Source organism: Bacteroides xylanisolvens XB1A (genome assembly GCF_000210075.1).
Lineage (GTDB): Bacteria > Bacteroidota > Bacteroidia > Bacteroidales > Bacteroidaceae > Bacteroides > Bacteroides xylanisolvens.
The window spans coordinates 2,460,329-2,473,212 of record NC_021017.1 but is presented as its reverse complement, the minus strand read 5'-3'; the positions used below and the strand labels follow the sequence as shown (position 1 = coordinate 2,473,212).

Below are 12,884 nucleotides of genomic sequence, written 5' to 3'. Positions count from 1 at the left end.
ATTTATTAGTGTAAATTTTTTTAATAATACTATAAGATATGATGACCAGACAAAAGACAGTGTGGCTTGCACTATTACTAATTGGATTATATACTGATTTTTTGAATGCCAGTGAGATAATGAGATGGATGATTGCTTCTTCCGATAGTATTTGCTGGAAAGTGAATGGGGCGCATAATGACCACATTGAAATGAGTGGACTGAAAGTTTCAACGGTATTGCGCTATGGTGTTAATGAGGCAGGTGAATGGGTGATTGACCGGAATATGGTTTTACCTACTTTTCGTACTATCCCTAATGATACCCATGGTAGTTTACAACACCATTTTAATGGGGACTGGGCACATTTATGTCTTGTAAATGGCCAGCCGTTAGTAGGGGAAAAGGTGGAGACTGTATCGTTGAATGGAATTATGACTGTAAAGAGTATATATGCTGCTAGGGGGATTTCATTGACACGTACGCTTTTTCCTTCCACATCACAACCGGCCTTCTGTGAGAAATATGAGTTGGAGAATACGACAGATCACCCACAGACAGTTCAATTCCCATCGACCACTCTTTCTTATTCTACTGATGAGACAAAAGGAGTGGAGGGTAGCTATACATTAACGGCCACTCTTTCTTCTCCAGTAAAAAATGGTACTTATCTACTGAAAGCCGGAGAAAAAGCTTGGTTTCAGGTAGTCTATGCAGGATATAAGAAACATGATCAGGAGTTGGCGCTGGATGTTAATAATGAACTTTTGGCACGTCGGAGATTTTTGAGACGGATACAAGGTAACCTTGTGTTAGAAACTCCGAATGACGTAATCAATACCATGTTTTCTTTTGCCAAGATACGTGGTTCGGAAAGCATATTTGATACCAAAGGCGGATATATGCAAAGCCCTGGCGGAGAAGCTTATTATGCTGCTGTTTGGGCAAATGATCAGGCTGAATATATCAATCCATTTTTTCCATATTTAGGTTATCAAGCCGGAAATCGTTCGGCTATGGATTCATTCGGCTTGTTTATGCGCTATATGAATGATGAGTATAAACCTTTACCCTCGTCTATAATTGCAGAGGGGATTGATTGTTTTGGTGTTGCGGGTGATCGTGGTGATGTAGCAATGGTTGGCTATGGTGCAGCACGTTATGCTTTGGCATCCGGTAATCGTAATGAGGCTGAAAAATTGTGGCCGCTGATTGAATGGTGTCTGGAGTATTGTCATCGCCAACTGAACGTAGACGGGGTAGTAAAATCAGATTCAGATGAACTTGAAAATCGTTTTCCTGCCGGAAAAGCTAATCTATGTACATCTTCATTATATTATGATGCCTTGATTTCAGCTGCTTATCTGGGGAAAGCGTTGAAAAAAGAACATAAACAGATAAAGTCTTATCAGGATAGGGCTGCTGAACTTTATAAGAACATTGATGTATATTTTGCCCGTAATGTAGAGGGGTATGATACTTATCGCTATTATGATGGTAATACTGTACTACGTTCATGGATTTGCATTCCTTTGACTATGGGTATTTATGAGCAGGCGAAAGGTACTGTAGAGGCTCTATTCTCTGATAAACTATGGATGGAGAATGGGTTGTTAACTCAGTCGGGTACTTCTACTTATTGGGATCGTTCTACACTCTATGCTTTCCGGGGGGCTTACTCTTGTGGTGCTAGAGACATAGCTACTGAATATTTGGATAAATACTCTGCTACTCGTTTGTTGGGTGATCATGTTCCTTACGCAGTGGAAGCGTGGCCGGAGGGAAACCAAAGGCATTTGTCCACAGAAAGTGCTTTGTATTGTCGCATTATGACTGAGGGCTTGTTCGGCATCCGTCCCATAGCATTGGATGCTTTTGTGATGACACCGCAGTTGCCGGAAAGTTGGAACATGATGTCATTGAAACGTGTCTGTGCATTTGGTTCCATATTCGATATTGAGGTGAAGCGTGATAAAGATAACAAACTGTCGGTTTTGATAAAAAAGGATCATAAGATTGTAAAAAGAAGCAAGATAATGAACGGAAAACCGATCGAAGTGCGCATTTAAATAAGATAAAATAATCTGCCCTTTGGTTTAAGCCAATTTTGGTAACAAAATTGGCTTAAATATTATTTTTTAGTACGATTCTGGTTGATTTGTTATATCATTTGGTCTGGTTATTTCCTAATGATTGGCAGATACGCCCTATTTTTGTGTCGGATGTCATTAACAAATTAAATATATTATTTTTTATATGAGAAGTCTATTGATCGTATTTTATTGTCTAGTATCAGCTCTCACCATTAAGGCAAATGGACAGGATCGTTTGTGGAAGATACAGACAACTGATTATCACGGAACTTATTACGGGGCAACAGTAGCCAATGGAGGTATTGGTATCCTGCCGTGGAAAGAGCCGTTTTCTATTCGCCATGTCATGCTGAACCATGTTTTTGATTCTGCTACTCCTCAAGATGTGAGCCGTGTTTTACGAGGAATCAATCCATTCAATTTACAGATGCAAATTAATGGACAGACTGTAAATGGCGATAATATTTCGGGATGGGAACAGTGTATAGATATGAAAGAAGCTACTCATAATACGCATTTCATTTGTGATGGAAAAGCAGATGTGTCTTATAGTATCTGTGCTCTAAGAAATTTGCCTTATGCGGGACTAGTTCGTGTGGAGGTTACGGCACTGGGGGATATGTATTTGACAGTGTCAAATCCTATCGAGGTGCCTGATGAGTATAAAAACATAGGTTCGAAACTGGTCAATGTGAATGTTAATGGGAATGATATAAAAATAGTGCGTACTTGGGCTTTATCAAAACACCGTGAACAGAAAGTTTCGGCTTCTTCCGCATTTATTTATGATAAGAATTCTAACGTGCAGCAACAATATAATGGGAATGGGCAGATTTCTATTCCATTAAAGAAAGGAGAGAAATTCTTCTTTACTTTATTAGGTGCTGTTTGTACCGGGCGTGATTTTATAGATCCGTACAATGAGGCGGACCGTGAAGTTATTTATGGTGCGAAAGAGGGATTGGCGCGTCTGATGGATGGGCATCAGAAACTCTGGGACGAGATGTGGAAAGGTGATATTGTGATTGAGGGGGATGACGAAGCGCAGCGTGCTGTGCGTTTTGCACTTTATAATCTGTATTCCAATGCACGCAAAGGAAGTCGGTTGAGTATACCTCCTTTTGGGCTTTCTTCACAGGGATATAATGGACATATTTTCTGGGATACCGAATTTTGGATGTATCCGCCTATGCTCTTTATGAATCAGGGGATTGCACGAACAATGATGGACTATCGTACTGACAGGTTGGAAGCTGCTTGTCAGAAAGCATTAAGTTATGGATATGATGGAGCTATGTTTCCTTGGGAAAGTGATGATGCAGGAGAAGAGGCGTGCCCAACTTGGGCGTTGACTGGTCCTTTTGAGCATCATATCACTGCTGATATCGCTATTGCGGCTTGGAATTATTACTGTATGAGCGGAGATCAACGATGGTTGCGTGAAGAAGGGTTCCCTTTAATGGAGAAAGTGGCAGAATTTTGGGTAAGTCGTGTAGAAAAGAATGACGATGGTTCCTATTCGATTCGTAATGTTGTTTGTGCCGATGAATATGCAGAGGGTGATGATAATGCCTTTACGAACGGTACTGTTATTCGCGCATTACAGGATGCTACTAAGGCTGCTTTCATATGTGGGGTTAAAGCTCCGGTAATTTGGAAAGAAATAGCAGCAAAGCTACGTATCCCCAAATTTGAAAATGGAGTGACTATGGAGTATGATGGTTATAGTGGACAGGTTATCAAGCAGGCGGATGCTAATTTACTGGTCTATCCATTAAACCTGATTACCCGTCCGGAAGAAATTCGTAAAGATTTGGAGTATTATGAGGGGAAGATTGACAAAGGAGGTCCTGCAATGTCTTTCTCTGTATTGGCTTTGCAATATGCACGCCTTGGTGAGGGAGATAAGGCATATGAGCTGTTTGTGCAGAGCTTCCGTCCTAATCAGTTACCGCCGTTCGGTGTTCTTTCTGAGGGTGCAGGAGGTACTAATCCTTATTTCTCAACTGGTGCGGGGGGACTTTTGCAGACTGTAATCAATGGCTTTTGTGGTTTGGAAATTACAGATAACGGCATTAAACAATTGCCATCGAAATTGCCGGAACATTGGAGAAGGTTGGTAGTTAAAGGAGTCGGACCGGATGGTAAAACATATGTCCGGCTGCAGAAATGAGTTCAATTTTTTTGGTTGTGTAAATAAAAGTCAGAGGATGTATGCTTTGGGAGGGAAATTGAGACTGGAATTTCATTTATTGACCTGTTTTTAATATCCTAAGCTGGTAGAATTCCATATTTTTGTTGCGTATCACACAAGCTACAAGATGTTAGCTGTTGCTCAAGTTTGAAAATGAATTATTAATGTATTAACAGAACCAGTATTTATTTTATTACTGATTCATTTAATTGAATTTACATGAATTTAAAATGCTTATTTTGTGGAATACTTGTTGGGTTATATGTTGAGGCTATTGAAGCTGTCAATTATACTCCAGAAAAGATTTCAGCATCTATTTCCTTAAAAGTACCGGGAAATGAATCGGAAAAATACTCGCTGGATATGCGGCAGTTGAAGAATGACCGTTCATCTTATCTGTTGGAACCTTCAAAAGGTATTCCGATGGTAATAACTCAGAGAATGGAGGATATGAATGGTAAGTTACGCATCAATGTCAGTCTAACTGCATTAGAGGATGTTTATTTTAATTTTAGCGAGCAGTTGTCAACCGGTTTTAATCATGATGATTGCCAGTTCTATATGCCGGGGTTCTGGTATCGTCGCAATCTGCGATCTCCTAAGGAAGCACCTTCATTTCATACATCAGACAGCTGGTTGGTACGTGAGGATAGATTGAGTGCTCCTCTTACAGGTATTTATTCAGAAAAGGAAAAAAGCTTTGTGACAGTGAGTCGTATAGACAATTTTGCTAATGAGGTTTTGTCTACTCATCGAGAGGGAGAAATCATTCTTGCAGGTAAAACTTCAATAGGTTTTACTGGATTCGAAAATCAGAATGGAGTGGCAACACTTTCTTTCGGTTTTCCTTACCGTGAAGCACCTAAAAGCTATATTCGAAAATTAACATTGGCTCCGGCGGTAGAGGCTTTTCAGTCTCTGAAAAAAGGAGAAACAATGTTACTGACATGGGAGATTATGGAGAATAAAGCTGATGATTATTCTGATTTTATTCGGAATGCGTGGGAGTATAGCTATGACACTTATGCTCCGGCTCCGGTTGATACTCCTTATTCTATTGAGGATATGAAAGAAGTAATGAGCCGTTTCTTTGTCAATAGTCTGGTGACTGGTAATTCGTTGACTTTTAATTCGGGTATTCATTTGCGGACTGCTGATTGTCAGAGTAACGGCCAGGCAGAAGTAGGTTTTATCGGTCGTGTGCTTCTTAATGCATTCAATGCTTGGGAATATAGTTGGCAATGTGGCAGAGAGGATCTGAAAGAAAACAGTATGAAAGTATTCGATAGTTATTTGAAGAATGGCTTTACCCAAGCTGGTTTCTTTAAAGAATCGGTAAACTTTGATAGAGGGTATGAAGATCCTGTACATAGTATTCGTCGTCAATCAGAAGGAATTTATGCTATGCTTCATTTTCTTGCTTATGAAAAGGAGAATGGTCGTCGTCATCCTGAATGGGAGCAAAAGATGAAAAATATGCTTGATATACTTCTACAGTTGCAGCATGCGGATGGCAGTTTCCCCCGTAAATTCCACGATGATTTTACAGTAGTTGATGACAGTGGGGGAAGTACGCCTTCGGCCACTTTGCCTTTAATAATGGGATATAAATATTTTAAGGATAAACGTTATTTAGCCAGTGCTAAAAGGACAGCAGATTATCTGGAGAAAGTCTTGATATCTAAAGCTGACTATTTTTCATCTACTCTCGATGCCAATTGTGAAGATAAAGAGGCTTCTCTTTATGCTGCTACAGCAACTTACTATCTTTCGTTAATAACGAAAGGAGACGAGCATCGTCATTATGCCGACCTGACAAGAAAGGCTGCTTATTTTGCATTGTCATGGTATTATGTATGGGACGTTCCTTTTGCTCAAGGTCAGATGTTGGGTGATATCGGTCTGAAAACTCGTGGTTGGGGCAATGTCTCTGTAGAAAACAACCATATTGACGTGTTTGTTTTTGAATTTGCTTCGGTACTGCAATGGTTGTCAAAGGAATATGAGGAGCCACGTTTTGCCCATTTCGCAGAGGTGATCTCTACCTCCATGCGCCAATTGCTACCTCACGAAGGGCATCTATGTGGAATTGCTAAATCCGGTTTTTATCCGGAAGTCGTTCAACATACCAACTGGGACTATGGCAAAAATGGAAAAGGGTATTATAACGATATCTTCGCACCAGGATGGACAGTTGCATCTTTGTGGGAGTTATTGACTCCGGGACGTGCGGAACATTTCTTAAAATGACAGAAATAGGTCAGAAGATATCTCAATTATATTTTAATTTCATTTTGAACGATTTTTTTTAATTATTGGTTTATATGTTTTATTATATTTTATGTTGGTTGTCTACTTTTGCTCTCACTCAATATGAGATAAAGTATTTATTATGAGTTTTTTAAATTTAATATTATGGATTTGAAGAAAGCATTGTTTGTTTGCTTGTTGTTGTATTATGGAATAAGTGCTAACTCCGCTTTACCGGAACATTCTTCTATGTTTGGTAAGACTAATATGTCGGAGCAAGCGAAAGGTATTCGTATCAGTGGTACGATAACCGATAAGGACAAGAATCCTCTTCCTGGTGTGAATGTACGTGTACTGGAACAGACAGGGACTGGAGTGATTACGGATATGGACGGACACTTTTATTTGGATGTACCCGGAAAGAATTCCGTAATAGAGATTTCGTATATTGGTTTCAAAACTCAACAAATAAAAGTTGGAAGTAAGATTAACTTTGATGTAATTTTAGAAGAAGATATTGAAGCCTTGGATGAAGTTGTGGTTACTGGATATGGTAGTCAGAAGAAAATGTCGGTTATCGGTTCTATCGAGACATTACAGCCTAAGAAGTTACAGGTTGGTGCCACGCGCTCTTTGTCTAATAATCTGGCAGGACAGATTGCCGGTGTGATAGCGGTTCAACGTTCGGGAGAACCGGGTTACGATTCCTCGAATTTTTGGATTCGCGGTATTGCTTCTTTCTCTGGTGGACAATCTCCGTTAGTGTTGGTAGATGGTATTGAGCGCGACTTGAATAACATAGACCCTGCTGAAATTGAATCTTTCTCAGTATTGAAAGATGCATCGGCGAGTGCTATGTATGGTGTACGTGGTGCAAATGGTGTCATCGTTATCAATACGAAGCGTGGTAAAGTAGGAGCTCCTTCTGTCAATCTGCGTGTGGAACATTCTATTGCAGAGCCGACAAAACTTCCGGATTTTATTGGGGCAGCCGATCATATGACATTGATAAATGAAATAACAGAGAACAAGTCGCGTTTGCCTTTCAGCCAGGAGCAGATTGACAGAACGAGATATGGTTATGACAGAGATTTGTATCCGGATGTAAATTGGCTGGATGAAATAACAAAGGATTATGCTTATTCTACTCGTGCGAATCTGACCGTATCAGGTGGTTCTGATTTTCTGCGTTATTCGTTGGTTGGTTCTTATTTCGGTGAGAAGGGAATTATGGAGACGGATAAATCATTGCCTTATGATACGGGAACGAAACTAACTCGTTATAATATGCGTGCGAATGTTGACTTGGATGTGACTAAGACAACAGTGCTGCGTTTAAATGTCGGTGGGTTCCTTCAAACACACCGCAGACAGGCATTTAGTACGGACGATGCTTTTGATAGAGCGTTTATAACTTCCCCTTTTGTGTATCCTGCCCGCTATTCAGATGGGACTATTCCAATTATGGCTATTAATGATGTGAACCCTTGGGCAGCGGTGACACAGCGAGGTTACGACGTAGTTACAGCTTCACAGATTCAGTCACTCTTTGCTATTGAACAGAATCTGAAGATGATCACGCCGGGATTAAAAGCGAAAGTAACCTTTTCTTTCGACCGTTGGAATCAGAGTTCGATTACAAGGGGAAAGGATGCTACTTATCATAGTATTGCTACCGGACGTGACATTGAAGGTAATCTGATTCATTCGGTACTTAAATATGGAGATGAGTCTTTGGGACATGGAAATAAGGGGGAATATGGAAATTCGAGGGTGTATTTTGAAGGAACATTAACGTATGCTCGCACTTTCGGAAAGCATGACGTAGATGCATTGTTTCTGTATAATCAGCAAAGTTATGATAATGGTAGTGTACAACCTTATAGAAAACAAGGTATTGCGGGTAGATTATCTTATACTTTCGATAGCCGTTATGTGACGGAGTTCAACTTTGGATATAATGGTTCAGAGAATTTTGCTAAAGGTAAACGTTTCGGCTTTTTCCCTTCTGTGGCAGTCGGATGGTTATTGTCTGAAGAACCTTTCATGGATCGTTTCAGAAATACATTGAGTAAATTGAAATTAAGAGGTTCTATAGGAAAAGTAGGTAATGATGATATCGGAGGACGCCGTTTTGCCTATATAACAACATTGAATACCAATGCAGATAAGTATAACTGGGGTGATACAGGACAGATTGGTCGTACCGGTATTTCAGAAGGAGAAGTTGGAGTTGAAAATCTTACCTGGGAAACAGCTCTGAAAATGAACCTTGGTTTTGAGCTGGGATTATGGAATGAATTGGAATTACAGGTAGATGTTTTCAAAGAAAAACGTACCAATATCTTTATGCAGCGTAAGATTATTCCTTCACAGACAGGATTCTTGACTAATCCTTGGGCTAATTTTGGTGAAGTGACTAACCGCGGTGTAGAATTCTCCTTAAACTATAATAAACAAATTAATAAAGATTGGTTTGTAGGTTTCCGTTCTAATTTCACGTATGCTATCAACAGGGTGGACGAATACGATGAACCAGAAACTGTGAAAGGTACATACAGAGGATTGACAGGTCGTTCATTAAATACTTTGTATGGATTGCAGGCAGAAAGATTGTTTACAGAAGATGATTTCGATGCGAATGGTAATTTGAAATTCGGTATACCGACACAGGACGTTGGAGCTTCAAAAGTACGTCCCGGTGATATCAAATATATAGATATGAATGGTGATGGCATTATCACTGATGCGGATGAAGGATACATTGGTGGAACGGTAGACCCGCGTATTGTTTATGGTTTCGGAGGTAATGTAAGCTACAAAAACTGGGATTTGAATTTCTTCTTCCAGGGAACAGGTGATACTTATCGTGTGATTGGTGGAACTACGTATTTCATTCCGGGTAGCGGACAAACATTACAAGGGAATATTTACTCTAATTATAACGACAGATGGACAGAAGAGAACCCTGCTCAAGATGTCTTCTGGCCGAGACTGACGGAGGAGCCTAATAGACAGAATTACCGGAATTCCACATGGTGGAAAAAGAATATGCGTTTTATGCGTTTGAAAACGTTGGAACTTGGATATACTTTACCGCAATCTGTAACTGATAAGATACATTCCAAAGCTATTCGTTTTTACGTGAGTGGTAATAACTTATTTTGTTTCTCTCCTTTCAAACTGTGGGATCCGGAATTAAATACGAACACCGGTCTGCGTTATCCGGCTATGCGTTCTGTAATGTTTGGAGTTGACCTGAATTTCTAATTAAAAAAATGACGATAATGAAACTTAAGAAATATATAGTTGCCGGTTTAATAGGCATTGTATCGTTGGGTTCCTGTACGTATCTTGATAAAGAACCGGATACGGAAATTGACATAGACATGGTCTTTGAGAATAAGACAAAAGTAGAATCATGGCTGGCCAATGTATACAGCCGTATCCCTAATCCGGGTAATGACTGGCTAAATACGTATGGTTGGGAAGTGTTTGCAGATGACTTGACTGCTTCTGCACGCTGGCAGCAATGGGACTGGCCCAATATCACCAAGATTTTTGGTGGATGGACACCGAATACACAATGGGCAGGAAATTTCTGGGATGGTCTTCCGAGAAAAATACGTCAGGCTTATATTTTTATAGAACGTGTACACGCATTACCTGATTCCGACCTTCCTCAGAGAGAAGTGGATTATATGAAAGCGGAAGCACGTTTTCTTGCAGCTTATTATTGGTGGCAATTATTGGAAGCATATGGGCCTATTCCATTCAGACCGAATTATATTGCCCCGACTGACTTTACTCTTTCAGATTTGATGGTGGGACAAAGGCCATTTGATGAAGTTGTCAGTCATTTGGATAATGAAATGTTGGAAGCATCTAAACAATTACCTGCTGTATGGCAGAGTGTGGAGAAATATGGGCGAATAACTTCAGTCATGTGTCTGACTGTTCGTGCGAAGATGTTATTATTTGCTGCAAGCCCGTTAGTAAACGGAAATGAGTGGTATATCGGGCATAAGAATAAAGAAGGTGAGGAATTGTTTAACTCTACTTATAGCCAAGAGAAATGGGTGAAAGCGGCAGAGGCTTGCAAACAATTACTTGATGTGGCAGAGCAAGCTGGTTATCGTTTGTATGTAGAATATAATGATGAGGGAGAAATTGATCCGTTCACTTCACTTGAGAATCTTTGGTTTACAAAATTTCAGGATGGAAACAAGGAAATATTGTTCCCATATACAAAAGAAGATGCTTATCAAAGTTATCAGTTCTACACAAACAAGGCGGTTACTAAAGAATATGGTGGCGGAAATGGTTTGGGCGTATATCAAGGATTGGTGGATGCTTTCTTTATGAAGAACGGACTTCCGAAAGACGATGACAATTCAGAATATGTAGAAGAAGGTTTCTCGACAAAAGTAGAAGCTAGGTCTACCAATTGGACTGGCGGAACAGGGCAAAAGGGAGAAATAACTGCCGAAGGTACATATAATATGTATTGTAACCGAGAGCCACGTTTCTATACGGCAGTGAGCTATAATGGTTCGTGGTATGCTTTGGCAGGGCGTAAATTTGAATTTTTTAAGAATCAGAGAGATAATGACTATACACACGATGCCCCCCAAAATGGTTATTTGGTTCGTAAAAAAGTATATCCGCAAGATAGTCCGAAGAATGGTAGTTATAAATGGCGGCAAATGTTCTTGTATCGTTTGGCAGCTTCCTATTTGGATTATGCCGAGGCCGTTAATGAGGCCTACGATAATAGAGCATCTCGTGAGGATGCATTGAAATATGTGAATAAAGTCCGTGAACGTGCGGGTGTACGTCAATATACGCTGAATACTGTAGCACTGGATGATCCCAAATACATCCATGTTGATGATAATCAATTAGCTGTGCGTGCGATCGTTCGTATGGAACGTCGTGTTGAACTTTGTTGTGAAGGATCACGCTGGTCGGATATTCGCCGTTGGAAAATTGTAGAACAACTTCCGGAGATGTGTGGAGATGATTATGGTATGAACTTTGCAGGAATAAATAGTCAGGAATTTTACAAGAGAACCGTTTTTCAGACCCGTGTTTGGAAAAAGGCGATGTATTGGCTGCCGGTATATATAGATGAGATGAATAAGAACACGAACTTGGTCCAGGCGCCTTTCTGGAATTAATAAAATGAAAAGCATAATTATGAATAAGATAATGAAACTAATATGCTTGCTCTTTCTTATGTCGATAGCAGCGAGCTGTAATAAAGATCCGGAGTATTACGCGCTTGAAACTCCTGTAGATCAGATGCTTTTGAAGGCTTCTTCTACTGAAATTACTTTGGAGAAAGAGAAGGAGAATGAAGTTGCTGTTTTATTTACATGGGATGCTGCGGCTCAACGTGGGGGAGCTGATGCTACTATCACCTATTTTTTCAGAATGTATATGGCAGATTTACATTCTAATGTGACAGATTTGTATGAGATTGAATCGGAGGAACGTTCCATTAGTTTTACGCATAAGGAGTTGAATGATATACTGGCTTCCTGGAGTGTACTTCCTGGAGATAAGGTGACTATTGAAGCAGAGGTTATAGGACAGGTCAATTCATCTGTAGAATACTTGAAACCGGAGTTGTCGAAGACGCAATTGGATGTGATCGGATATGATAAGAATGCTACTGCGATATATATGGTGATGGTGGATGATGCTGGAGAGAAAACTGTTCGCCGAATGACCGAGAAGGTTGTGGGTTCAGGAGTATATCAGTCGACAGCAGAATTGAAGCCATGTGAGTACTTCTTTGCACTTAGTCCGGATTCTGATTATCCATGCTACATGAAAGCTGAGAATGGAGATAATTCTTTGCAATATGTGGCAGAAGCAGGGAATGGTGAGATGTTTGAAAACACAAAGAGCGGTACCTATACAATAGTTGTGGACTTAAATCGTTTGGATGTGAATATCGTTAGTATTTACCCTTTACCGCAAGATGGGATTTGGATTGTTGGCGATGCCAGTACCATCGGATGGGATTGGGGTAAAATGAAAAAGGAAGGTGCATTTGTGAATAATGATCCACGCCATCCAGAACGTTGGACGTATACAGGTAACTTTTATGGCGGTAAAGAGTTTAAGTTGGCGTTGGAGCCGAATGGAGCAGATTTTGCAGGAAAATTCTTTTTTGCTCCTTCACAAGGAGCAAATCCGGGCGTAGAACATGAACTCGGAGAAGCAAGGTATCAGGATAATGGCGGTGACTTGAAATGGATTGTTGCTGATGATGGTAAATACATTTTGACAGTAGACCTTAATGAGATGAAGATATATTTGGAGCCGACTGAATAATCTCCATAAGAAGTAAATTAAAA

Annotated in this window: 6 protein-coding genes; all 6 read left to right on the top strand. The window is 40.1% G+C overall.

All coding sequences use genetic code 11. The features are described from left to right. The first annotated feature begins 38 nt into the window (after positions 1-38). Positions 39-2,048 carry a hypothetical protein gene (locus tag BXY_RS09975; protein ID WP_004317111.1) on the top strand — a complete coding sequence of 670 codons (2,010 nt, stop codon included), beginning with the start codon at positions 39-41 and terminating at the stop codon, positions 2,046-2,048. A 187-nt stretch (positions 2,049-2,235) separates the two neighbouring features. After that, positions 2,236-4,245 (top strand): glycosyl hydrolase family 95 catalytic domain-containing protein, encoded by a 2,010-nt coding sequence (locus tag BXY_RS09970; RefSeq protein ID WP_008770549.1) that lies wholly within the window; start codon positions 2,236-2,238, stop codon positions 4,243-4,245. 240 nt (positions 4,246-4,485) lie between these two features. After that, the gene (locus BXY_RS09965; RefSeq protein WP_015531809.1) at positions 4,486-6,516 is read left to right on the top strand and encodes a glycoside hydrolase family protein; all 2,031 of its coding nucleotides are present in this window, start codon (positions 4,486-4,488) and stop codon (positions 6,514-6,516) included. 165 nt (positions 6,517-6,681) lie between these two features. Next, positions 6,682-9,786: a SusC/RagA family TonB-linked outer membrane protein gene (locus BXY_RS09960; RefSeq protein WP_004317114.1), complete on the top strand. Its 3,105-nt coding sequence runs from the start codon at positions 6,682-6,684 to the stop codon at positions 9,784-9,786. A 17-nt stretch (positions 9,787-9,803) separates the two neighbouring features. Next, positions 9,804-11,696, top strand: coding sequence for a RagB/SusD family nutrient uptake outer membrane protein (locus BXY_RS09955; RefSeq protein ID WP_004317116.1), 1,893 nt, complete (start codon positions 9,804-9,806; stop codon positions 11,694-11,696). A 19-nt stretch (positions 11,697-11,715) separates the two neighbouring features. Continuing rightward, positions 11,716-12,861: a SusE domain-containing protein gene (locus BXY_RS09950; protein ID WP_004317118.1), complete on the top strand. Its 1,146-nt coding sequence runs from the start codon at positions 11,716-11,718 to the stop codon at positions 12,859-12,861. The last annotated feature ends 23 nt before the right edge of the window (positions 12,862-12,884 follow it).

What these genes read in the sequence shown, in the direction of transcription:
- BXY_RS09975 (WP_004317111.1), top strand. Translation starts at nt 39, where the DNA reads ATGATGACCAGACAAAAGACAGTGTGGCTTGCACTATTACTAATTGGA.
- BXY_RS09970 (WP_008770549.1), top strand. Translation starts at nt 2,236, where the DNA reads ATGAGAAGTCTATTGATCGTATTTTATTGTCTAGTATCAGCTCTCACC.
- BXY_RS09965 (WP_015531809.1), top strand. Translation starts at nt 4,486, where the DNA reads ATGAATTTAAAATGCTTATTTTGTGGAATACTTGTTGGGTTATATGTT.
- BXY_RS09960 (WP_004317114.1), top strand. Translation starts at nt 6,682, where the DNA reads ATGGATTTGAAGAAAGCATTGTTTGTTTGCTTGTTGTTGTATTATGGA.
- BXY_RS09955 (WP_004317116.1), top strand. Translation starts at nt 9,804, where the DNA reads ATGAAACTTAAGAAATATATAGTTGCCGGTTTAATAGGCATTGTATCG.
- BXY_RS09950 (WP_004317118.1), top strand. Translation starts at nt 11,716, where the DNA reads ATGAATAAGATAATGAAACTAATATGCTTGCTCTTTCTTATGTCGATA.